General features: G+C 64.7%; 19 protein-coding genes. 8 read left to right on the plus strand and 11 right to left on the minus strand.

All coding sequences use genetic code 11. The features are described from left to right. The first annotated feature begins 33 nt into the window (after positions 1–33). Positions 34–519: a WKL family lipoprotein gene (locus ACFI9K_RS10015; protein ID WP_462663454.1), complete on the plus strand. Its 486-nt coding sequence runs from the start codon at positions 34–36 to the stop codon at positions 517–519. A 94-nt stretch (positions 520–613) separates the two neighbouring features. Here ACFI9K_RS10015 and ACFI9K_RS10020 read toward each other — a convergent pair whose 3' ends face one another. Both ACFI9K_RS10020 and ACFI9K_RS10025 read right to left on the minus strand, forming a co-directional pair. Further along, a complete protein-coding gene (locus ACFI9K_RS10020) occupies positions 614–1357 on the minus strand; it encodes a hypothetical protein (RefSeq protein ID WP_462663351.1) in 744 nt (247 codons plus the stop codon). Next, positions 1354–2355 (minus strand): hypothetical protein, encoded by a 1002-nt coding sequence (locus tag ACFI9K_RS10025; RefSeq protein WP_462663352.1) that lies wholly within the window; start codon positions 2353–2355, stop codon positions 1354–1356. The genes ACFI9K_RS10020 and ACFI9K_RS10025 overlap by 4 nt, the downstream gene beginning before the upstream one ends. A gap of 89 nt (positions 2356–2444) precedes the next feature. Between ACFI9K_RS10025 and lspA the strand changes: the two genes are divergently transcribed. The 4 genes from lspA (at position 2445) to dnaE (ending at position 8341) form a co-directional block, all read left to right on the plus strand. Further along, positions 2445–3077, plus strand: coding sequence for a signal peptidase II (gene lspA / locus ACFI9K_RS10030; RefSeq protein WP_462663353.1), 633 nt, complete (start codon positions 2445–2447; stop codon positions 3075–3077). Continuing rightward, positions 3074–4000 carry an RluA family pseudouridine synthase gene (locus ACFI9K_RS10035; RefSeq protein ID WP_462663354.1) on the plus strand — a complete coding sequence of 309 codons (927 nt, stop codon included), beginning with the start codon at positions 3074–3076 and terminating at the stop codon, positions 3998–4000. The genes lspA and ACFI9K_RS10035 overlap by 4 nt, the downstream gene beginning before the upstream one ends. After that, positions 4000–4659, plus strand: a complete 660-nt coding sequence (locus ACFI9K_RS10040) for a hypothetical protein (RefSeq protein ID WP_462663355.1) — start codon at positions 4000–4002, stop codon at positions 4657–4659. Before ACFI9K_RS10035 ends, ACFI9K_RS10040 begins: the two co-directional genes overlap by 1 nt. Positions 4660–4804: 145 nt before the next feature. Then, positions 4805–8341 carry a DNA polymerase III subunit alpha gene (dnaE, locus tag ACFI9K_RS10045; RefSeq protein WP_462663356.1) on the plus strand — a complete coding sequence of 1179 codons (3537 nt, stop codon included), beginning with the start codon at positions 4805–4807 and terminating at the stop codon, positions 8339–8341. Here dnaE and ACFI9K_RS10050 read toward each other — a convergent pair. Next, complete coding sequence (locus ACFI9K_RS10050) at positions 8312–8581, minus strand: hypothetical protein (RefSeq protein ID WP_462663357.1); 270 nt, start codon at positions 8579–8581, stop codon at positions 8312–8314. The two genes, dnaE and ACFI9K_RS10050, sit on opposite strands and share 30 nt — an antisense overlap. Before the next feature lie 164 nt (positions 8582–8745). Between ACFI9K_RS10050 and ACFI9K_RS10055 the strand changes: the two genes are divergently transcribed. Then, a complete protein-coding gene (locus tag ACFI9K_RS10055) occupies positions 8746–9180 on the plus strand; it encodes a nitroreductase family deazaflavin-dependent oxidoreductase (protein WP_462663358.1) in 435 nt (144 codons plus the stop codon). Positions 9181–9249: 69 nt separating this feature from the next. Continuing rightward, positions 9250–10605, plus strand: a complete 1356-nt coding sequence (ilvA, locus tag ACFI9K_RS10060; protein ID WP_462663359.1) for a threonine ammonia-lyase IlvA — start codon at positions 9250–9252, stop codon at positions 10603–10605. Positions 10606–10619: 14 nt separating this feature from the next. Here the strand turns inward: ilvA and ACFI9K_RS10065 are convergent, their stop codons facing one another. Continuing rightward, positions 10620–11144 (minus strand): TetR/AcrR family transcriptional regulator, encoded by a 525-nt coding sequence (locus ACFI9K_RS10065; RefSeq protein WP_462663360.1) that lies wholly within the window; start codon positions 11142–11144, stop codon positions 10620–10622. A 114-nt stretch (positions 11145–11258) separates the two neighbouring features. On the opposite strand from ACFI9K_RS10065, the gene ACFI9K_RS10070 reads away from it, so the two are divergent. After that, positions 11259–12815 (plus strand): MFS transporter, encoded by a 1557-nt coding sequence (locus ACFI9K_RS10070; RefSeq protein WP_462663361.1) that lies wholly within the window; start codon positions 11259–11261, stop codon positions 12813–12815. Here the strand turns inward: ACFI9K_RS10070 and treZ are convergent. The 7 genes from treZ to ACFI9K_RS10105 all read right to left on the minus strand — a co-directional run bounded on the left by treZ (position 12788) and on the right by ACFI9K_RS10105 (position 23708). Further along, complete coding sequence (gene treZ, locus ACFI9K_RS10075; RefSeq protein WP_462663362.1) at positions 12788–14548, minus strand: malto-oligosyltrehalose trehalohydrolase; 1761 nt, start codon at positions 14546–14548, stop codon at positions 12788–12790. The two genes, ACFI9K_RS10070 and treZ, sit on opposite strands and share 28 nt — an antisense overlap. Beyond that, positions 14545–16920, minus strand: coding sequence for a malto-oligosyltrehalose synthase (gene treY, locus ACFI9K_RS10080; protein ID WP_462663363.1), 2376 nt, complete (start codon positions 16918–16920; stop codon positions 14545–14547). The genes treZ and treY overlap by 4 nt, the downstream gene beginning before the upstream one ends. A gap of 3 nt (positions 16921–16923) precedes the next feature. Beyond that, positions 16924–19221, minus strand: coding sequence for a glycogen debranching protein GlgX (gene glgX, locus ACFI9K_RS10085; protein ID WP_462663364.1), 2298 nt, complete (start codon positions 19219–19221; stop codon positions 16924–16926). Positions 19222–19277: 56 nt separating this feature from the next. Then, entirely contained in the window at positions 19278–21413 is a 2136-nt protein-coding gene (locus tag ACFI9K_RS10090) for an acyltransferase family protein (RefSeq protein ID WP_462663365.1), read from the minus strand. A 114-nt stretch (positions 21414–21527) separates the two neighbouring features. Continuing rightward, positions 21528–22199 carry a hypothetical protein gene (locus ACFI9K_RS10095; RefSeq protein ID WP_462663366.1) on the minus strand — a complete coding sequence of 224 codons (672 nt, stop codon included), beginning with the start codon at positions 22197–22199 and terminating at the stop codon, positions 21528–21530. After that, positions 22196–22999, minus strand: coding sequence for a helix-turn-helix domain-containing protein (locus ACFI9K_RS10100; RefSeq protein WP_462663367.1), 804 nt, complete (start codon positions 22997–22999; stop codon positions 22196–22198). The genes ACFI9K_RS10095 and ACFI9K_RS10100 overlap by 4 nt, the downstream gene beginning before the upstream one ends. Before the next feature lie 112 nt (positions 23000–23111). Next, entirely contained in the window at positions 23112–23708 is a 597-nt protein-coding gene (locus ACFI9K_RS10105) for a CHAP domain-containing protein (RefSeq protein WP_462663368.1), read from the minus strand. Positions 23709–23787: the final 79 nt, after the last annotated feature.

The following is a 23787-nucleotide window of genomic DNA, read 5'->3' on the forward strand; positions in this document are numbered from 1 at the left end:
AAGCACTTGAAGGTTCGCAACACCCGACGGGCAATGGTTGCCGGTATCGCCATCGCCGCAGCCCTCACCATGACCGCCTGCAGTTCCGACGACGGTGGCACGACGACTACCACCACAGCCGCCACGACGACCTCCGCGGTCGCTGCTCCCGAGGGCGGCGCTTACCCGCCGGCACCCACGGTCGAGGAGCTCAACACCCAGCTCATGCGCGGACTGGATCCCAACGTCCCGGTCGAGGAGAAGGCGGCCCTGATCCAGGGCGCGTCCGAGGACCCGGATCTGATCAACCAGGTCGCCGCGGCTGCCGTTGCCAACAACGCTCAGATCGAGATCACCAGCATCGACGATCTCGGCACCGGAGTCCTCAACGCGGGCATCACCATCACCCTCAACGGGCAGGCCAACCCCGGCACGTTCCAGTTCGTCCCCGAGGACGGCGTCTGGAAGCTCTCCAAGGAGAACGCCTGCGGCATCGTTTCGCTCGCGCAGCTGACCAGCCCGGCGTGCCCCGCACCCTGAGTCCTGCCGATCGTCTCTGACCGCACCTGAACTGCCGGTGACACCTCCTCTCGGGGAGCTGTCACCGGCAGTTTTTTCATTGCCTCGATGCTGCTCAGGTGCTCGGCGTGGCCGTTCGGATACGGTCGGCTGCGGCTTGGGCCACAGCGGTGACCGTCTCGGATTCGAGTCCGCCCTGATCGGACACGACGATCTGCACGACGGTGGAGTCGACCACGGCCACCACGACGTCGGAGATCAACGTGAATCCTGCACTGCTGGTGGTCAATCGAATCGAGGCCGACGCATCACCGATCTGCGGCTGCTCCCGGCCGGCCAACGCGTACTCCACGCTCACCCCGTCCGCGTCCGTGCCGCTGAACTCGGCGCACCCGGCCCACGCCTGCTGCACCGATTCGAACGCCTCAGCTGCCTCGGTCCCGGTGTAGCTCGCCGCGTCCTCGTCTATCGACGAGAAGTTCGGGCCCGAGAAGCGAACCACCGCCGACGATGCCGCGCCGCCGAGTTGATCCGACACCGGGGCCAGTACGGCAGCGCATCCGGCCGGGTCGGTACTGGACTTGTCGGGTGAGTCGTAGTCGGGGGCCGGATCCAATCCCAGATCTCGAACCGGATCCGCAATCGTGGAGAAGCCGTCCGGCAAGTCGCCGAGACCCAGCATCGACGACGTCAGAACGCCGCTGTCGGTGATGGGCCCGCCGAGCAGGGGATCGGGAGCGGCAACGACGGTGGGTACCGGCGCAGTGGCCTGCGACGGCTCGGCCGAGCTGCATCCCGCTGCTGCGGCGAGGCCGATCAGTGAGAGCCCGGCCAATGCACGAGTAGTGGTTCGTGTCATCGGTCGCCCCATGCAATCGAATCGCCGACCGTCTGCCGCAGCACGGTAGTGCTGTCGGGATCGGTGTACATCTGCTCGCCGCCGGCGGTGATCGACCCGGCCACGGGCAGCGGCAGGGTGAGATCGATGTCGAGAGATCCCGCGCCGGTGTAGGTGTACGACGCGATGTTCAGCGTCCCGGCATTGTCGGGAAGGTTCCACACCGGTGACTCGGGGGTCTGCGTGATCGCGACGTCCACGGTCGCTCGGTCGCCGTCGAGTGCGCGCAGCGTGACGGTCGTGCGCTGGTTCAGTGTGATTCCGCTGACCACCTGTTGATCGACGGTCCACACCGCGCCGACGCCCACTTCGTCCTCGGGGAACTGGAGCGAGCGGTACACCGCGGCGTTGAACGAGCGTTCGATCGCCGCCCTGGCGGTGTCGAGAGCGGCCTCGGCCGGGGTGATGTGCAGCGCGGTGATCGCACCGGAATCGGTGGTTGCCAGCCGAGCGGTGGAGCCTTCCGACGCGGACAGTGCGTCGGTCAGGCTCTCGTCCGGTGACGTGGCGGCCCCGATGGTCAGGTCGATCGATCGCGTCGCCCCGGTCGAGGCGTCGTCCTCGTCGACGGCCCTGTCGGGTCGTTCCGCAGGCTCCACTCCTGTGTCGGCTGTCGATGCGCTCAGAGGCAGCGTCAGTTCGGGACTGGAGAAGTCTTGGGGCGCTCCGTTGTCGATCTGCTGTTGCACGGTGGAGGTGGTCGTGAGGTCGACGTTCTGCGCATCCGTATCGGCCGTATCGAAGGTCAGCACGCGGCGTGGCTCGGTTCCCGGGTCGACGACCGTGGTGGTCGTCGGCGGCACCGCGATCGTCACCTCGTTCGTGGGTGCCGTTGGCTCGGCTGCGGGCTCGGTGTCGGCACTCGAACACCCCGCGATCAGAGCCACTGCGCAGCATGCGGCGAGAAACCCGGTGCGGACTGGGCGGGGGACGGTGCTGGCGCGATCGGTCGACTTCACGGCCACCAGGCTACTGACAGCCCTGCCGGTAGCCGGTACCGCGCGACACGGATGAGGATGCACCGCCGCCGATACGCCATGATGGACTGGTGAGTGAAGACCGCACCGACGACCCGATACCCGAGACCAGCGGTGTTCCTGCATCGAAAGAGACCGCGGACCCGGAGGTGACCGGGGGCAGCAGTGCTGTTGCAGAGAACGTCAAGCCACTGAAGACTCGATTGCTGATCGCCATCGCCGCGGTGATCCTGCTCTTCGATCTGGTGACCAAGATTCTCGTCGTGCATTTCGTGAAGCCCGGGAATCCGATCGAGATCGTCGGAGACGTGGTGGCGCTGCGGTTGGTACGTAATCCCGGCGCGGCATTCTCCATGGCCACCGGAATGACGTGGTTGCTGACGGTGGTGGCCGTCGCGGTCGTCATCGGTGTGATCAAGATTGGCCGGACGCTGCGATCACCGTGGTGGGCGTTGGGCTTGGGCCTGGTCCTCGGCGGCGCGCTGGGCAACTTGATCGACCGCTTCTTTCGCGCTCCCGGACCGTTCCAGGGCCATGTGGTCGATTTCGTGTCGGTGGGCTGGTGGCCGGTGTTCAACGTCGCCGACTCGTCCATCGTGTGCGGGGCAATTCTGCTGGTTGCGCTGAGCCTGTTCGGTTTCGAGCCCAACGGCGAACGGGTGACCAAGCTCGACTCCGGTGCCTCGACGGGATCCGACTCGTGAGGGAATCGCGTTCCATGCCGGTGCCCGACGGTTTGGACGGCATGCGCGTCGATGCCGGGCTCGCCCGGTTGCTGGGGCTCTCCCGTACCGTCGCCGCCGCACTGGCCGAAGAGGGTTCGGTGCTGGTCGACCACAGTGCGGTGGGAAAGTCCGACCGTTTGTCGGCAGGTTCGTGGCTCGAAGTGACCCTGCCCGAGCCCGCTCGTGAGCTGACCATCGAAGCAGAACCGGTCGAAGGCATGGAGATTCTCTACGCCGACGACGACGTCGTAGCCGTGGACAAGCCCGTCGGTGTGGCTGCCCATGCCAGCGTGGGCTGGACCGGCCCGACCGTGATCGGCGGTCTCGCTGCCGCGGGGTTCCGGATTTCTACCTCCGGCGCGCACGAGCGTCAGGGAATCGTGCACCGTCTCGACGTCGGAACGTCCGGGGTGATGGTGGTCGCCACGTCGGAGCGGGCGTACACGGTGCTCAAGCGCGCGTTCAAGGCGCGGACCATCGACAAGCGCTATCACGCTCTGGTGCAGGGACATCCGGATCCCAGCAGCGGAACCATCGATGCGCCGATCGGACGCCACGGAAGCAACGACTGGAAGTTCGCCGTGCGCGCGGATGGCAAGCCCAGCGTGACCCACTACGACACGGTCGAGGCGTTCCAGGCGGCGAGCCTGCTGGACGTGCATTTGGAGACCGGTCGCACCCACCAGATTCGAGTGCATTTCTCGGCGCTCCGCCATCCGTGTTGCGGGGATCTGACGTACGGGGCCGATCCGCGCCTGGCCGAACGGTTGGGCCTCGAACGCCAGTGGCTGCACGCACGTTCGCTCGGCTTCGCGCATCCGTCCGACGGCCGCTGGGTGGAGATCGAGAGCAAGTACCCGGCCGACCTCGAACATGCACTCGAGGTTCTTCGGAAGGCCTGATGCGCGGATACTCGGGTGTGGTCGGTGTCGTGGTGGCAGCCGCGCTGCTGTTCGGCGGCCTGGCCGTCGTCGGGCACCTGAACCCGCAGCGGCAGCTGGGTATCGCCACCGACCGGCTCGGCCCGGACAGCGGGGAGCAGGTCACCGACTACCTGGCCCGGGCGGAGACGAGCCTGCGTACCGAGGGAGCCGAACCCCGCTGGGGCTCGGTGTCGTTCGATAGAGAACTGACTGCCGAACAGGCCTACGCCGCCGTGAACGGCGTACGTATCTCGCAGGTGCTCCTGCGCGTACCGCTCGATCGCGTGCAGACACCGATACTCACCGTGGGTGTCCCTGGCAGTGAACGATCGGTGCTGAACTCGCCGGCGCGGGCGGCGGGCCGGATACCGGAACAATCCTCCGCAGATGACCGGCAAGCACAGGTTGCGGCAGTGTCGCAGCGCCGGCTGCTGGCCGGATGCGCCTGCGTGGTGACGCTGGTGGTGCGGGGTACCTCGGCCGAGTTGAGCGAGGTGGCCGGACGCGCGGAAGTGCGGGCGGTGGAGGCGCTTCCGCCCGACGCGGTGTCCGGGAAGTTCGCAATCGAGCCATTGCTTCCGGAGTACGTCGACGTCGTGGGGCCGCTGCCGGACGACGGGCAAGTCCCGGCCGAATAAGGCAACTTCAGTCTCGTTCGTCACACCCGTCACGTCCTCCCAGGACACACCGTCGGCCTGAATAATCTGTCGGTTCCACCGCCTAGAGTGAGTGCATTCGCGGCTCGTATTTTCGAAAACGCACGACCTTCAGGAGAGAACCTTCGTGGCCGATTCGTTCGTTCATCTGCACAACCACACCGAATATTCGATGCTCGACGGTGCCGCCAAGATCGGGGCAATGTTCGCCGAGGCGGCGCGGTTGGAGATGACGGCGGTCGGCATGACCGACCACGGCAACATGTACGGAGCCAGCGAGTTCTACAACGAGGCCAAGAAGGCCGGTATCAAACCGATCATCGGCATCGAGGCCTACATCGCGCCGGAGTCCAGGTTCAACAAGAAGCGCGTGCTGTGGGGCGATCGCAGCCAGAAGTCCGACGACGTCTCCGGTAGTGGTGCGTACACGCACATGACGATGGTCGCCGAGAACGCCACCGGCGTCCGGAACCTGTTCAAGTTGTCCTCGCTTGCGTCGATCGAAGGTCAACTCGGTAAATGGGCGCGCATGGACGAGGAGATCATTGCGTCGCACGCGGAGGGCATCATCGCCACCACCGGGTGTCCGTCCGGTGAGGTTCAGACGCGGCTACGCCTGGGCCAGGACCGTGAAGCACTCGAAGCTGCGGCCAAGTGGCAGGAGATCTGGGGGCCGGACAACTTCTTCCTCGAGTTGATGGACCACGGTCTGTCCATCGAGCGACGCGTCCGTGAGGGTCTGCTCGATATCGGCAAGAAGCTCTCCATCCCGCCGCTGGCCACCAACGACTGCCATTACGTCACCAAAGATGCCGCCGAGAACCACGAGGCGCTGCTGTGCATTCAGACCGGTAAGACTCTCAGTGACCCCACTCGCTTCAAGTTCGACGGCGACGGTTACTACCTGAAGTCGGCCGCCGAGATGCGCGCACTGTGGGACGACCAGGTGCCCGGTGCCTGCGACAGCACTCTGCTCATCGCCGAGCGAGTCCAGCCCTACGACGAGGTGTGGGCGCACCGAGACCGGATGCCCATCTTCCCGGTTCCCGAGGGACACACGCAGGGCACCTGGCTGCGCCACGAGGTCATGACCGGGCTCGAGCGCCGATTCCCCGACGGCCCGGCCGAGGATTACCTTGCGCGGGCCGAGTACGAGATCAAGGTCATCCTGGAGATGGGCTTTCCGGCGTACTTCCTGGTGGTCGGCGACCTGATCAACCACGCCAAGGCCGTTGGGATCCGGGTCGGACCGGGCCGTGGCTCGGCGGCCGGATCGCTGGTGGCCTACGCCATGGGTATCACCAACATCGATCCGCTGCCGCACGGTCTGCTGTTCGAGCGATTCCTCAACCCCGAGCGCGTGTCGATGCCCGATATCGATATCGACTTCGACGATCGTCGCCGCGGCGAAATGGTTCGCTACGCCACCGAGAAATGGGGCAGCGACCGCGTTGCTCAGGTGATCACTTTCGGCACCATCAAGACCAAAGCGGCGATCAAGGACTCGGCGAGGGTGCAGTTCGGTCAGCCGGGCTTCGGCATCGCCGATCAGATCACCAAGGCTCTGCCGCCGCCCATCATGGCCAAGGACATCTCGGTTGCCGGCATCACCGATCCGGCGCACGAGCGCTACAAGGAGGCCGTCGAGGTTCGAGCGCTCATCGATTCCAATCCCGACGTCGCCACGATCTACAAGACGGCCAAGGGACTCGAAGGCCTGATCCGTAACGCCGGCGTGCATGCCTGCGCGGTCATCATGTCCTCGGAGCCGCTCACCGATGCCATTCCGGTGTGGAAGCGTGCGCAGGACGGTGCGATCATCACCGGCTGGGACTACCCGTCGTGCGAGGCCATCGGCCTGCTCAAGATGGACTTCCTCGGTCTGCGCAACCTCACCGTCATCGGCGACGCGATCGACAACATCAAGGCCAACCGCGGAATCGACATCGATCTCGACGCACTGCCGCTCGACGATCCGGCCACGTTCGATCTGCTGTCTCGCGGCGACACACTCGGCGTGTTCCAGCTCGACGGAAGCGCCATGCGAGATCTGCTGCGCCGCATGCAACCCACCGGCTTCGAGGACATCGTCGCCGTGCTCGCTCTGTACCGCCCGGGTCCGATGGGCATGAACTCGCACAACGACTATGCCGACCGCAAGAACGGGCGGCAAGAGGTCAAGCCGATTCACCCCGAGCTCGAAGAGCCACTGAAGGTGATTCTCGGCGAGACGTACGGCCTGGTGGTCTACCAGGAGCAGATCATGCAGCTCGCGCAGAAGGTCGCCGGGTACACCCTTGGCCAGGCCGACCTGCTGCGTCGCGCCATGGGTAAGAAGAAGCTCTCCGAGCTCGAGAAGGCGTACGCCGGGTTCCGGCAGGGCATGTTGGACAACGGCTTCTCCGAGGCCGCGATCAAGGCGCTGTGGGACACCGTGCTGCCGTTCGCCGGCTACGCGTTCAACAAGTCGCACTCGGCCGGATACGGCCTGGTGTCGTACTGGACGGCGTATCTCAAGGCGAACTACCCGGCCGAGTACATGGCCGGCCTGCTCACCAGCGTCGGTGACGACAAGGACAAGGCCGCTATCTATCTCGCCGACTGCCGCAAGCTCGGCATCACCGTGCTGCCGCCCGACGTCAACGAATCCGAACTGAACTTCGCGTCGGTCGGCAAGGACATCAGGTTCGGCCTCGGCGCGGTGCGCAACGTGGGCACCAACGTGGTCGCGTCGATCATCAGGGCTCGGTCGGAGAAGTCGAAGTACACCGATTTCTCGGATTACCTTGGCAAGATCGACGCCATCGCGTGCAGCAAGAAGGTCACCGAATCCCTCATCAAGGCAGGCGCTTTCGACTCACTCGATCATCCACGCAAGGGTCTGATGCTCATTCACGCCGACGCGATCGACGCGGTGATGGGCACCAAGAAAGCCGAGGCAATCGGACAGTTCGATCTGTTCGGCGGTGAGGATGCAGACGAGTCCATCTCCGCCGTGTTCAACGTTCGGGTGCCGGACGAGGAGTGGGAATCCAAGCACCGGCTCGCTCTCGAACGCGAGATGCTCGGCCTCTACGTCTCGGGCCACCCGCTTCTGGGCGTCGAACACATGTTGGCCGCGAAGTCCGACTGCAACATTCCGACCATTCTCGAAGGCGACATCAAGGACGGCACTCAGGTCACCGTCGGCGGAATTCTGGCCTCGGTCAACCGCCGAATCAATAAGAACGGTCTGACGTGGGCGTCGGCTCAGCTCGAGGATCTGGCCGGTGGAATCGAGGTGCTGTTCTTCCCGCAGGCGTACTCGGTGTTCGGTGCCGACGTCACCGAGGACTCGGTGGTGCTGGTCAAGGGTCGGGTATCGGTGCGTGACGATCGGGTCTCACTCATCGCCAACGATCTGGCGGTACCCGATCTGTCGATGGTCGGGATCGACAAGCCTCTTGCGGTCAGTCTGCCGACGCGGCTGTGCACCGTGGACAAGGTCGGTGCCCTCAAACGAGTCCTGTCCAGTCACCCCGGAACGTCGGATGTCCACCTTCGTTTGGTGAGCGGCGACAAGATCACCACGATGAAGCTGGACGACAGCCTGCGTGTCACGCCGACGTCGGCGTTGATGGGGGACCTGAAGGCGCTACTGGGGCCCGGCTGCCTGACGGGGTGACGCAGGCGCGGATGGGTACAGCTCGGTGAGGCGCAATGTCCACCAGGCCGCGACGGCAATTGCGGCACCGGCGAGTACCGCGGCGTGCAGCGAGCCGGCGACGACGAGCATGGCGACGAACACGAGTGAACCCAGCCCGAGAGCTTCGAGTTTGTAGGCCGGCCACGCGATGCCTGCGACATCGACGCTGCGCAGGGCAGCGCTGGATCGATGGCTCACCCGAGTGTTCGTGACGGTCATCGCGTTCTCCTCTGCTGCGCCCGGTGCAGTAGCGGTTCGGCTACCCGGCGGGCGAAGTTCAGACTATACCCACGGGAAGATTCGGTCCACCGAACTTGGCGTCCGGACCAGGCAATGTGGTCGATAGCGTGGCGTCGGATCCGCGAGAGGTGTTGACTGAAAACATGCCATTGACAGGAGAATACGAACCGAGTTCATCCGACTGGGCCCGCAAGCAGGCCGAGCTGTACGAGAACTCCGGCGGAACCGAAGGTACGGAGATGAACGGCATGCCGGTCGTACTGCTGACGACCAAGGGCAACAAGAGCGGCAAGCTCCGCAAGTCGCCGTTGATGAAGGTCGAGCACGACGGCGAGTACGCCATCGTCGCCTCGCTGGGCGGTGCACCCAAACACCCCGTCTGGTACCACAACGTCAAAGCCGAGCCGCTCGTCGAGTTGCAGGACGGCACCGAGAAGCACGACTACGTCGCGCGTGAAGTGACCGGCGACGAGAAGGCCGTGTGGTGGGAGCGCTCGGTCGCGGCCTACCCCGATTACGCGGAGTACCAGAAGAAGACAGACCGCGAGATCCCGGTCTTCGTCCTCAGCCGCGCCTGACAGAGAACCGTCGGCTCGTGGAACGGTCCCGAGTGGGTGACCGTTCCACGCTGGTGGCAGCATGTCCTGGTGTCTTCATCACCTGAGCTCGCCTCCCAGCGCCCGTCGTCGGTAGCCGTCACCGCTGCCGACATCGATGCGGCCGCGATGCGAATTTCCTCGGTGGTCGCCTCGACACCCCTTCAGTTGTGCGAGCGACTGTCGGCGGAAACGGGCGCGACGGTGTACCTCAAACGCGAAGACCTGCAGATCGTTCGCTCGTACAAGATCCGCGGCGCGTACAACCTGATGGATCAGTTGACCGATGCCGAACGCCGCGTCGGCGTGGTCACTGCGAGTGCCGGTAACCACGCCCAGGGTGTGGCGTTCGCGTGTCGGTCCATGCAGGTGCGGGGCCGGATCTACGTTCCGGCGAACACCCCCAAGCAGAAACGCGACCGAATCAGGGTGCACGGAGGTGAGTTCGTCGAGCTCATCGTCATCGGCGACACGTTCGACGCGGCGGCTGCGGCGGCTGCCGAGGACGTGGCCCGTACCGGTGCCACCATGGTTCCCCCGTTCGACGATCCGCGCACGGTGGCGGGCCAGGGCACTATTGCGAAGGAAATCGTCGATCAGCTCGGCCGGGCTCCCGATCTCGTGGTGATGCCCGTGGGCGGGGGTGGCTGCATCGCGGGAATTTCCAGTTACCTGCGTGAGCGGGCTCCGCAAACGTCGTTGGTCGGCGTCGAGCCCTCGGGCGCTGCGTCGATGACCGCGGCGTTGATCGCCGGCGAGCCGGTGACGCTGGCGGACATCGATCCGTTCGTGGACGGCGCAGCGGTCCGGCGCATCGGTGACGTTCCGTACGCGGCCTTGACGTCCTTGGGTGCAACGGTTGTATTGCACGCTTCCGTACCCTCGAAAGCCGCGCCGGTCCTCGACGGCGATGAGCCGGGAGCGTTTCTGATCACGCAGCTCGACGAGGGTGCCGTCTGTACCGCGATGTTGGCGCTCTACCAGAACGAAGGCGTCATCGCCGAGCCTGCCGGCGCGCTCGCGGTGGGCGCGTTGGATCACCTCGACATCGCGCCCGGAAGTACCGTTGTGTGCTTGGTGTCCGGCGGGAACAACGATGTCTCACGGTACGGCGAAATTCTCGAGCGTTCGCTCGTTCACCTCGGCCTCAAGCACTACTTCCTCGTGGACTTTCCGCAGGAGCCGGGCGCACTGCGTCGTTTCCTCGACGAGGTGCTCGGGCCGGAGGACGACGTCACGTTGTTCGAGTACGTCAAGCGCAACAACCGCGAAACCGGTGCCGCGTTGGTCGGTATCGAACTCGGGGCAGCGAGCGGGCTCGACCCGTTGCTCGAACGGATGCGCGATTCGCATCTGCACGTCGAGCAGCTCGAACCCGACTCTCCGGTGTACCGCTACCTGACCTGATCCACCGAGATCATCTATCGGCCGAGCAAACGGTCGACGACTTGTCTGTGTAACTCGGGGTCGACGGCGGGCAGGTCGAGGACGGCCCCGAGGTAGATTCCGTCGCCGACGAGTCGGATGATCTCGGCCTGCACCGGATCGTCGATTTCCGTTCGCAGTCCCTCGTCCCACTGCTGCATCATGTCCGTGACGGCGTCTTGTACCTCGCCCGAGTTGCCGTCGATGCTGCGCAGTGCCGCCAACGTCGAGCGATACAGCGCAATTTCCTTCTCCGAAATGCAATCGGGTGGTTGCAGGTACCACTCTGCTACCGAGGTGCCACCTTCGCCTGCGCGGGCGCGCTGCTGATCGGCTTCGACGGCGAGCCGTCGAACCATGGCAGCAACAAGAGCGTCCTTGGTCCTGAAGTGATACAGCAAACCGCCCTTCGAGACTCCAGCAGCCGCGGCGACGCTGTCCAGGGTGACTTTCGTCATGCCGTGTTGAAGCAGAATGGTCTCGAGCGCGTCGAGAATTCGGTCGCGAGTGTCCGATGACATACAACTCACTTTACCGGCTGGACGGTTCGCGGTAACGTCAAGAGCTGTACCGGCTGGACGGTTGGTATCGGAATCATGCTCGGCGTCGAGCCGGGCCTGTGAAACGGAGACATGGTGACTGACGTGCGTACCGGAGCGGTGCACGAGATCGACGGCGGATCTGCCCCCAGGGCTACCACCCGGGACTGGATCGGGCTGGTGGTGCTCGCGTTCGCCGTGCTTCTGATTGCGGTCGACGGAACGGTGCTCGATCTGGCCTTGCCGTTCATCAGCGCCGATCTGGCTCCGACGAGCAATCAATTGCTGTGGATCATCGATGTGTACTCGTTCGTGCTCGCCGGACTGCTCATCACGATGGGCACGCTCGGCGACCGCATCGGTCGTCGCAGGCTGCTGCTGATCGGAGCTGTGGGCTTCGGTATCGCCTCTCTCGTCGCAGCGGTGTCGACCAGCGCGGAGATGCTCATCGCGGCTCGGGTGCTGCAGGGCATTTCCGGTGCGACGCTGATGCCCGCAACACTCGGGTTGATTCGTACGATCTTCCTCGACCCGCGCCAGCGGGTGGCCGCGATCGGCGTCTGGGGTGCGATGGCAGGCGGTGGTGCGGCCGCCGGCCCTTTGGTGGGCGGCTACCTCCTCGAGCACTTCTGGTGGGGCTCGGTGTTTCTGATCAACATTCCGGTCATGATCGCGCTGATTGCACTGGGTCCGGTCGTGATTCCCGAGTCCAAGGATCCGAACCCGGGTCGGTTCGATCTGCCCAGCTCGGCGCTGTCGATGCTCGCCATCGTGCCGATGGTCTTCGCCGTCAAGGAAATCGCCGCACACGGTGTCCATCCGGCCTACGTGGTGTCGGCGATCGTCGGGGTCATCGCCGGCGTGTTGTTCATCCGGCGGCAGCGGACTCTGGACGCCCCGATGATCGATGTTCGGCTGTTCGCCAATCGTGCGTTCTCGACGGGCGTGGCGACTAACTTCCTGTCCGTTTTCGCCCTCGCCGGCGTGTTGTTCTTCGGCTCGCAGTACCTACAGCTCGTGCTCGGTAGCAGCCCGCTCGAGGCCGGTTTGCTGCTGCTGCCGGGCACGGCCGCCAGCATCCTGACCTCGCTGCTCGCCGCGGTGTTCGTTCGGTACGTCTCCGTCGGCACGGTGCTCGGTGCGGGTATGTTCGCGGCCGCCGCGGGCGCAGGAGTTCTCGTCGGTCTCGGAACGGACAGCAGTCCCACTCTGTTCATCGCGGGCTTCGTGCTGGTGGGTGCCGGCGTCGGTTTCGCGCTGACCCTGACGTCCGATCTGGTGGTCAGCGCCGTCGAACCCGAGCGAGCCGGAGCCGCGTCCGCCGTGTCGGAAACCGCGTACGAGCTGGGTATCGCGCTGGGAGTCGCGATCCTCGGCACCGTAGTCATGGCGATCTTCCGACGCGGGATCGACACCTCGCAGCTCACACCCGAACTCGGTGCCAGAGCCGCCGAAACTCTCGGCGGCGCGGACGCGGTCGCCCGTGAGGTACCCGATTCGGTGGCGACGGTCCTGCTGGACTCCGCACACACCGCGTTCGTCTCGGGTATGCACGTTGCGGCCGTCGCCACCGCGGTTGTTCTGGCGGTCACCGCTGTGTTCGTGCTGGTGAATCTACGACACCGTCAGGATTCGAGCACCGCGAAGGAGTGACCGGGAACCGTTGTGGCCGAGCCGGTGTCGTTCGAGGTCGTCGGCTCCCACTCGAGCAGTGGGGAGCCGCCGATCGGCACCGTCACAGCGGTGTCGGACAGATTGCACACCACACTCAGGTGGCCGCGACGAATCGCGATCCAGTGGGCGTCCTCGTCGTACTCGACCTTCACATGATCGAGCCAGGGATCGGTCAGCTCGGTCCGGTCTCGGCGTAGGGCCAGCAGGTCGCGGTACACCGCCAGCAGTCGTGCGTGATCTCCGGTTCCCAGCTCGGACCAGTCCAACTTCGACCGCGTGAACGTGTCGGGATCCTGTGGGTCGGGGATGTCGCTCTTGTCCCAACCGTGCTCGGCGAATTCGGCTTTGCGCCCCTCTGCGGTGGCCTTGCCGAGTTCTGGTTCGGGGTGCGAGGTGAAGAACTGGAACGGTGTCGATGCTCCCCATTCCTCGCCCATGAACAGCATCGGTGTGTACGGCGACGTCAGAACGAGCGCTGCTTTGATTGCCAGCTGGCCGGGGGACAGGTAGAAACCGGGGCGGTCACCGATCGCCCGGTTACCGACCTGATCGTGAGTGGTCGTGTACGTCACCAGAGAACTGGCCGGAATTCGGCGCGTATCCAACGGTCGACCGTGTATTCGACCGCGGAAGCTCGAGTACGTTCCGGCGTGAAAGAACCCCTGCCGCAGCGTGTTCGCCAACCCTTGCAGGGAGCCGAAATCGCCGTAGTATCCCTGCCGCTCACCCGAAACGGCCGCGTGGATCGCGTGATGGATGTCGTCGTCCCATTGCGCGTCGAGGCCGTAGCCACCACCCGACCGCGCCGTGATGAGCGAAGGATCGTTGAGGTCGCTCTCGGCTATCAACGTCAACGGCCGACCCACATGCGCGGACAGGCTTCGTGTTTCGATCGACAGCTGTTCGAGCAGATGCACTGCGGTGTGGTCGACGATCGCGTGCACCGCGTCGAGGCGTAACGCGTCGATGTGGAATTCGGAGAACCAGCGCAATGCGTTGTCCAGGGCGTACCGCCGCACCTCGCCCGAGTCTGCGTCGGCGTAATTGATCGCCTGGCCCCAGCTGTTCGCCCCTTCGGTCATGTACGGACCGAAGCGTTCGAGATAATTGCCGGATGGACCGAGGTGGTTGTACACCACGTCGAGCACCACACCGATTCCGCGCCCGTGGCACGCATCGACCAAGCGCTGCAACCCTTCCGGCCCGCCGTACGCCTCGTGAACGGTGTACCAGAGAACGCCGTCGTAGCCCCAGTTGTGGACCCCGTTGAATCCGTTCACCGGCATGATCTCGATGAACGTCACGCCCAGATCGACGAGGTGATCCAGTTTGCCTATCGCCGCGTCGAACGTTCCTTCACGGGTGAAGGTGCCGATGTGGAGTTCGTAGATCGACGAACCGGGAAGTTGCCGTCCGGTCCAGGACGAGTCGGTCCACAGCGACGGATCGACCTCGAACACCTGGGACAATTCGTGCACACCGTCGGGTTGCCGAGGCGAGCGTGGATCCGGCAGCGCTTTCTCGGCGTCGTCGATCAGGAATCCGTACCGACTGTCCGCCGCGGCAGCCACCGTCACTCGCCACCAGCCGTCCGAGGATCGCTGCATGTCGTGTATGGAGTCGTCCAGCTGCAACCGCACCTTCTCGGGGGACGGTGCCCACACGGCGAATTCGCGTGACGAGGCGGGAGACGTAGCGGTCGAGGGTGTCATGTCGCGGACTCTCCTTCGTTGTCGCGCACCAGAAGTGCAACCGGGAGTGATGCCAACACTTCGGCCACCGAGACGGTGCCCGTGTGTTCGGCGTCGGTGATGCGATCGCGCCATCGGCCGTCCGGCAGCGTCACCGTTGTCTCGCCCCAGCCCTTCTCGGAGACGCCGAGTGACAGTCTTGTCGCCAATGCGATCACGTCGCCAGCGCCGGGAACCGGGCCGCGCGCGAAGCCGACGAGGTGCTCGGCAGCGGATCCGACCGCGACGATGGGCGTGTAGGTGCCGCCGACGAAGCTCTCCGGCCGCTCGCGTCGTACGTGCAATGCGGAGCGAACCACGGCCAACTTGGCCGCGCCGGTGTCCACGGACGGCGGTCCGGTGGTGGTGGCTGCCAGCATCGATCGTCGGACCGAGTAGTCGACCGGTCTGCGGTTGTCGGGGTCGACGAGCGAGTCCTCCCACAATTCGGTGCCCTGATAGACATCGGGGATACCGGGACCGGCGAGGGTCAACAACTTCTGTCCGAGTGCGTCGGAACGGCCGTGGGGAGAAAGCTTTTCGACGAGCATCGTCATCGAGCGAGCGACGGGACCATCGAAGATCGCGTCGAGCCAGGTATGTACGGCAGTCTCGAACTCTTCGTCCGGATCGGTCCACGTGGTCCGAAGCGCGGCCTCGCGGATGGCCTTCTCGGCGTACGCATGTACACGTTCACGGAGAGTGGAGGTGACCACCCCGTCGACCGGCCAGACTCCGAACAGGTTCTGCCACAAAAACATTCCGGTTGTGCCGTCCGGGCTGGGGGCCAATTCCTCCCAGTCGGTGATGCATCGGGCCCACAGTTCCGGTGTTTGCGAGAGCACACCTATCCGTGCCCGTACGTCTTCACCGCGTTTGGTGTCGTGGGTGGACAGTGTGGTCATCGCTGCGGGCCAGCGCTTCGCGCGGTCGGCGTTCTTCACATGGAAGTACGCTGGGCTGCAACCGAACCGAGAAGGATCACCGCCTACCTCCTGCAGCGAGATCAACCGGTTGGCGCGGTAGAACAGGCAGTCCTCGACGCCCTTGGCCGTGACGGCCCCGCACACCTGGTCGAAGCGGACCGGCGATTCGGCACCGGTGACGAGGGCAGTGGCCAACGCGGTCAGACCGCCGGCCAATTCCGGCTGCTCCTCGCCGACGGCAGCGATCACGCCCGGAAGCACACCGGCGAGCGGCGCGTAGTCGGTTCGGTACACCGGGACGGCCGCGACGACAGCAACGATGGCGTCGATGACGGACTCGAGATCGGTGGAGGTGCCCGATTCCCGAACGACTGCGCGGGCCAGGCGTCGCACCTCGGGGGACAGGTCGCCGCGTGCAACAGCGGTCTTGAGATCCAACTCCGTCTCGTGCAGCGTCTCTTCGTCGTAGGCAATGCCCGAGCGCACCTGCGAGAGTGCGGTCAATGCCGGTGCGCCGTCCGGGTCGACGAACACCCCGCCCACAGCGGCCAACGCGTCGTATCCGGTGGTCCCGTCGACGGGAAGCGATTCGTCGAGGGGTTCACCGTCGGCCAGGATCTTCTCGATCACCAGCCAGCGATCGGGACCGAGCAGCCCGCGTAGTTCGGTGAGATATCCAGCGGGATCGGCCAGACCATCGGGGTGATCGACGCGGAGGCCGTCTATCAGCCCGTCTTCGATCCAGCTCGCAACCTGGCGATGCGAGTCGGTGAAGACGTCGAGGTCTTCCTGCCGAATCCCGGCCAGGCCGTTCACCGAGAAGAAGCGTCGGTAGCCGATCAGCCCGGCCGACCAACTCACCAGGCGGTAGGCCTGACGGTCGTGCACGGCTTGGGCGTCGTCGCCGTCGGTACCGTCGGCGATGGGAAAGCGGTGCTCGTAGAACGCCAGCAGCGGGCGTCCCTCGGAACGGTCGACGGTCAACGCATCCACGTCGTCTGCGCTACCGAGGACAGGAATGGCGATTTTGCCGTCGACACCGTTGTCGGCCCCGAAATCGATGTCGAAATACGTCGCGTACTCGGAGTCGCGGCCACGTTCCAACACATCCCACCACCACGCATTCTGACGCGGGTCCTCGACGCCGACGTGGTTGGGAACGATGTCGACGATGATGCCCATGCCCCGTTCGGAGGCACGAGAATGCAATTGTAACAACGCTTCTCGACCCCCCAGAGCGGCCGAGACGGTGGCGGTGACGGTGACGTCGTATCCGTGGGTCGAGCCATCCGTCGCAGTCAGGATCGGTGACAGATACAGGTGGGTTACCCCGAGGTCGTGCAGGTAGTCGACCACGTCGGAGGCGTCGGCCAGGGTGAAGGCATCGCCCCGCAGTTGTAACCGGTATGTGCTGGTGGGCAGCGGCATGTGTCAGGCAGTCTTTCGTAGTACGAGCAGGGAACGGGCGGTGACTTCCACCGGTGTACCCGCTTCTATCGATTTCTCACCCGCTCCTGTGCGCGCGGCCGTATCCAGGGCGACCGTCCATTCCTTGGCGTAGTTCCCGTCCGGGGTGACGAACTCGAGGGCTTCGTGATGTGCGTTGAAGCACAACAGGAACGAGTCGTCCACCACTCGCTCGCCGCGCTGGTTCGGTTCGGGAATTCCCTCGCCGTTGAGGAACACGGTGAGCGATTTGCCGAAGCCGCTGTCCCAGTCCTCGGGAGTCATCTCTTCGCCTGCGGGCGTCAGCCAGGCGATGTCACGTGCCTGCTCGCCGGTGCGGATGGGACGGCCCTCGAAGAATCGACGACGACGAAAGACGGGGTGCTCGGCTCGCAGCGCAATGGCGTTGCGAGTGAACTCGATCAATTCGGCATTGGTCTCGGCCAACGACCAGTCCATCCACGCCAGTTCCGAATCCTGGCAGTAGACGTTGTTGTTGCCCTGCTGAGTTCGCGCCATCTCGTCGCCGTGCGCGATCATCGGTGTGCCCTGACTGAGGAGCAACGTTGCCATGATGTTGCGAATCTGACGGGCACGTAGATCCAGAATTTCCGGGTCGTCCGTCGGGCCTTCGACGCCGCAGTTCCACGAGCGATTGTGGCTCTCGCCGTCTTTGTTGTCCTCGCCGTTGGCCTCGTTGTGCTTGTCGTTGTAGGACACCAGGTCGTTGAGGGTGAACCCGTCGTGCGCGATGACGAAGTTGATGCTCGCGCCCGGGCGACGGCCGGTGGCTTCGTAGAGATCCGACGACCCGGTCAGTCTCGACGCGAACTCCCCGAGTGTTGCGGGTTCGCCGCGCCAGTAATCGCGCACGGTGTCGCGGTACTTGCCGTTCCATTCGGTCCACAGGCCGGGGAAGTTACCGACCTGGTAGCCGCCCTCACCGACGTCCCACGGTTCGGCGATCAGCTTGACCTGGCTGACGATCGGGTCCTGCTGAACCAGATCGAAGAACGCGCTGAGCCGATCGACGTCGTGAAGTTCGCGAGCCAGCGTCGATGCCAGGTCGAAGCGGAATCCGTCGACGTGCATCTCGGTGACCCAGTAACGCAGCGAGTCCATGATCAGTTGGAGGGTGTGAGGATGTCTCGCATTGAGACTGTTGCCGGTACCGGTGTAGTCCATGTAATGCTCGAGGTCGCCGTCGACGAGTCGGTAGTACGCGGCGTTGTCGATACCGCGGAAGCTGATCGTCGGGCCCATGTGGTTTCCCTCGGCCGTGTGGTTGTAGACCACGTCGAGAATCACCTCGATGTCCGCCGCGTGGAATGCGCGAACCATGGCCTTGAATTCCGTCACAGCAGCACCGGGCGACTGGTGGGAGGAGTACTCCGCGTGCGGGGCCAGGAAGCCGAATGTGTTGTATCCCCAGTAGTTTCGTAGACCTTTGTCCAACAGAACCTGATCCTGCATGAACTGGTGGACCGGCATCAATTCGATCGCCGTCACGCCGAGATGCTTGAGGTGGTCGATGATCACCGGATGCGCCAAGCCGGCGTACGTGCCGCGCTCGGCCTCGGGAATCTCGGGATGGTTGATCGTCATGCCCTTGACGTGCGCCTCGTAGATCACTGTTTCGTGATACGGGCGCTTGGGGGCGCGATCGGCCTGCCAATCGAAGAACGGATTGATCACCACGGTGGTCATGGTGTGTCCGAGCGAATCATGTTGCGGGAAATCGTCGTTGGGAACGTCGTCGTGCGCGATGGGAGCGTCGTCGATGATGGCTTCGTCGGGATCTGCGAGGTCGGCAGCATCCTCGAAGGGGGCCTCGGCCTCGAGTGGATCCGTGGATACCTCGTCGGTCGGTATCACGGTCTCGGGTTCGGTCTCGACAGCCGGAGCATCCATGTTGTACGAGAACAAGGATCGGTCTCCGTCGAACGAACCCTCGAAGGCTTTGCCGTACGGATCGACCAGCAACTTGCTGGGATCGCAACGGTGTCCGGCGGCCGGATCCCAGGGCCCGTGAACGCGATACCCGTAACGCTGGCCCGGAACCACGGTGGGGAGATAGGCATGCCAGACGTAGCCGTCCGACTCCTCGAAACGAATGCGAGTCTCGGTGCCGTCCTCGGCGATCAGGCACAGGTCGACTGCCTCTGCGACCTCGGAGAACAGGGCGAAGTTGGTTCCTGCTCCGTCGTAGGTCGCTCCCAGCGGATAAGCGGATCCCGGCCATACGGGAATGGCAGGCGTGTCGGCGGAGGGTTCGTGCAGCATGTATCAACCCTACTGTGGCGGATGGGCCTGGGCTTACCGAGCGCGCGGTGCTCTGCTCATGGTCCGGCCCACCAGCCGGTAGCCGATCCGACCTGCCGGCCGAGTTCGGTGGTCAGGGTTCGCACATAGGTTGCAGTGAGATGGTGTTCGTCACGGTAGATCAAGACGTTGCCCTGCTCGACGCGGCACACAGTGTCGTCGCACACGGCATCGGACAGGTCGAGAGAGGAGAACCCGGGAAACTGGAACGACGCCGCCAACGCCGGATTGACGGGGTCGAGTGCCTCGCCTCTGGGAATGCCGCACGACGTGGCATCCCCGCCGTCGGCCAGGCAATCGATCGCCCGATACGCAAGCCACGGGGTGTCCCGAATACCGAGAATTCCGACACCCTCGGCGGCGAGTTCCCGCCACACCGAGGTGTACCAGGCGGGGGTGTAGTCGCCGGGAAAGTCCTCCCGCGGGCGCGTACTGGTGGTGAAGACGTAGTCAGGATTCATCGTGGCGACGTCGGCGAGCACGGTCTGCGTCCAGTCGAGACAGTCCGGATATTCGTTGGCACCGAGCATCGGCATCGTGTCGGCGCTCAGCGGGCAGCCCATCTTCAAGAACGTGACGACCTTGAACCCGTGCTGGATCCCGAGCGCGTCGAGGGCGGTCAGCCAATGCTCGGCGTGCGAGCTGCCCGCCAGCACGATGGTTCGGCTCGCATCGAGGTCGCCGTAGGTGCACGAGACCGCGTCGCGTGTCTCGAAGTCGGCGATGCAGCCTTCGAGGGTGCTGATGGGGAGATCCTCGGGTGCCGAGTACAGCGGGGGTCTGACGGCGGCCGGCTCGGCTCGAACCCCGTCGGTCAGTTCCAGTGCGCCCGGGTGAGTCAGTTCGTCGACCGATTCGTCGGCTTGCACAGCCGTGATCGAGCGGTCGATGTAGACGTTCCAGCCGATCGAACCGGCCGTGACGGCGAGCGCGGCGATCCCTGCGCAGGCCGTGACTGCGATGCGTCCCGGTGTGAACGTGGTCGACTGCGCGGGTCGCTCGACCAGACGCACGGTCAACCACGCCAGTGCAACCGACGCCCCGATGATGCCGAGACCACCGACTGCGTCTGCATGCGATCTGCCGGTGGCCGAGAGATAGAAGATCAGCAGCGGCCAGTGCCACAGATACAGCGGGAATGCGATCGATCCGACCCAGGCGAAGAACCTGTTCGAGAGTGTGGCCGCGACGGCGGTCTCGGAGCCGGAGACGATCAACGCAAGGGTGGCGAGCACCGGAATCAGAGCCAGCGGACCTGGGAACGCCGTCACGCCGTCGACGACGAAACCGCACAGGACGATCACGGTCATACCGAGGGCCGCAAGGACTCCGCGCGCGGTCGACGACAGCCGAGCACGTCGAGGCTCGGCCGCGGTCTCGATACTGCTGGTTCGCGCGGCGAGCAGTGCCGCCAGTGCGGCACCGAGCATGATCTCCCACAGTCGTGCGCCGGTGTCGTAGTAGTTCCATGCCTGATGCCGTCGGACACCGTCTGCCGCGTAGACGAAGGACACCACGGCGATCACGGTGAAGATCACCGAAAAAGTGCGTGGGCGCAGACTTCGCGGTCCATCCGGGCGGATGGAACGCCGTATGAACGCGAGGCCGAACACGACGGCGATCGCGAACAGATAGAACTGGAACTGCACGGCGACCGACCACAGATGCTGAACGGGGCTCACCGAGGGATCGGCCGCCAAGTAGTCGTTCGCCGTGGTCGCCAGCTGCCAGTTCACGTAGTAGAAGACACCGGATACGAGTTGATCGCCCAGGTCCGCCCAACGGGTGCGCGGCAGCAGGAACACCGACGCGACGGCTACTGCGAGCAGCGTGATCAGCAGCGGCGGACCGAGTCTGCGCAGCACGCGCGTGATGCGGGTGATCGGATTCAGGCTTGCACCGGCCTCGGCCGAACGCAGTAGGGATGCGGTGAAGAAGAACCCGGAGAGAGTCAGGAAGACGTCGACGCCTCCCGATACGCGACCCATCCAGATGTGGAACACGACGACGAGGGCGATAGCGACGCCGCGCAGGCCGTTGAGATCTCGTCGTTGCGGTGACCGAGCCGGTGTGCCGGGTACCGACACGGTGGCGTCCTGGATCGGTGCCGCGAAATCGGTGGCCGAGGTGCTGTCGGTCGGGTGTACATGCATGAAGGAGAAATAGCTCCGGCTGTCGATCGACTACTCGGTCGGATGTGCGATACCGAGCAAACAATACGTGTACACGGGGTGAAACACTTCCTGGAGTCCGGTTCGAGGTCCTGGTCACAGTTCGGAGGGATCGAGAGCCGTGCTCGCGTCGGTGGTGGTGTCGTTCACCGTCCGGCTGCTGGAACGCTGCACCACGGGTGGCTCGGCGAGCCGGGTGAGCTCGGCGACCAGCGCAGCGGGATCGTCCACCTGAACGCTGAACGAGTGCGCGCAGCCGGATACCCGCTGTCGCTGCAGGAGTGCCGGAAGGGCCACGTCGACCGCACCGGTCAGCTCGATATCGACCGAGGTGCCGTCCTGGCTCGGTAGGACGAGGCGGCCGCCGTCGAGAGCAGGCGACACGACGCCGTAGCGCCGGTGGATTCGAGCCGCGAGAATGCTCGCTCGGTCCACCGTCGCGACGACCTTCCCGGAGGTTCGCAGAGTGAGTGTCGTCGGCGAGAGAATGTGCGGGTGCACGCGAGCCAGGGCGACCGAGGACGCAAGCAACACCAGTGACGCGACCGACAGTGCTGCGACCAAGGCGCTGAGCCACAGCCACGGAATCAGCAGGTGTAGAACGACCATCTCGATCACGGTTGCCGCACCGAACATCAGGGGTAGTCCGAGCGTTCCTCGCTGGGCAGTGAACACCGTCGAATGTGCGGGAACGGGTGCCGACCGACCTCGGATCCACAGCAGCAACGCGTGCGACCTTCCGAGCTGGACGGGAGTGTCGGCCGTCATCGCGTGCCACCGGTCGACGGTTGGATGCTGGTCTGCAGTCGCGCGGTGGCGCGCACGATCACGGCGCGTTGGGCCGGATCCGGCAGGATGTCGTCGATATCGAGCGATTCGATCCGACCGGTGTTCACAGCAGGTTCGGGTGGACCCGGGGCCAGCGAATCGAGATCCAACATGGACGCCAGTTCTGCTGCGAGCGTGTCGATATCGCTCTCGGCCTCGACCGGATCTCGGCCTTCGAGGGCACCGAATTCACGGAGTAGCGCGAGGTATCTCCGACGCAGGTCGTGATCACCGAGTGTTGCAGTCACCGTCTCGAAGAACGATGCGGGGACTGTGCCCGATATCGCCATCACCTCGAGCAGATCGCGTTCTCTGATCAGCGCTTCTCGGTCCGTCTCGACGGACGCGTCGATCAAGGCGGTCAAGGCGTCGGCCAGCTCGCGCGGGAGTGCGGTCAGCTGGCGATGCTGGATTGCGTCGTCGAGCAGAGTCGACAGGCGGCTGTGCTTGCGCGCGAGCGCTGACTGCTGCTGTTCTATGCCGTCCAGCAACGCTCGGAGATCGGCGACCACATCGGTCTCACCCGGCGGGGACTCGTCGAGTGCGGCCTCTATCTCGCCCAGTGGCATCCCACAGTCGGCAAGCCAGCGGATTCTCATCAGACGAACCACATCGTCGATCGTGTATTCGCGGTATCCGTTGGGGAGACGGCGTGGCTCGTCCAGCAAGCCGAGACGGTGGTAGTGACGCACTGTTCGAGGCGTCGTTCCGACGGCCTCCGCCAGAGATCCGATTCTCATGCGTTCAGTGTGGACCTTGACGCTACGTCAAGGTCAAGATCTCACCGGGTGCGACGCCGAGCCCGGCCGTCGACGTCACGGCTCGACCTCCTTCGGATGAAGCGACCGAGCGTCAGCTGTCCAGTCGTCCGAATCCGACCACGCCCGAGTCGGATTCGTAGTGCAGCGTGTGGACTCTGATCTTGCCCGCTTCGTTTCCGCCGACGGTGATGGCTTCGTCGCCGTCGACCGCCACGATCACGTTGGTGTGCTGGCCGATCCAGCTGGTGTTGTCGTAGAGCACCACGTCGCCCACCGACGGCGTGTAGCTACCGACAGCCTCGAATCGACCCTGCTCCTGGTAGTACTCCTGCAGGGTGTAGACACCGGGTATGCGCCACGAGCCCGAATTGGGGTTCGACAGCGGCATATCGGCTTCCTTCATGATCCAGCTGACGAAGTCGGCACACCAGGACTCGTCCACACCTTCGGCGTAGAACGTCCCCGGACGCTGCTGCTCGTGCTCAGTTCGCAACAGTTCCACCACCCGGGTCTGATCGGCGGTCAGTTCACCGGTGTTCACCTCGGGAAAGGCCTCGGTGTCCCACGGGAAATATCGGCTCGGGGCCAGCCACAGCACACCGACCACCGCGACCACGACGACAGCCGTGCAGGCTGCCGCCCACACAGGCCACCGTCGTCGAGTGCGCGCGCTGGTGTCGATGCTCATGCGACCACGGTAGCGCGACGTCGCCCGGATCTCGTTTCGGCGAGATTGTGTCCCCGGATGCCCACGGCCTCGAAAGCAG

Source organism: Rhodococcus sp. PSi06 (assembly GCF_054960675.1).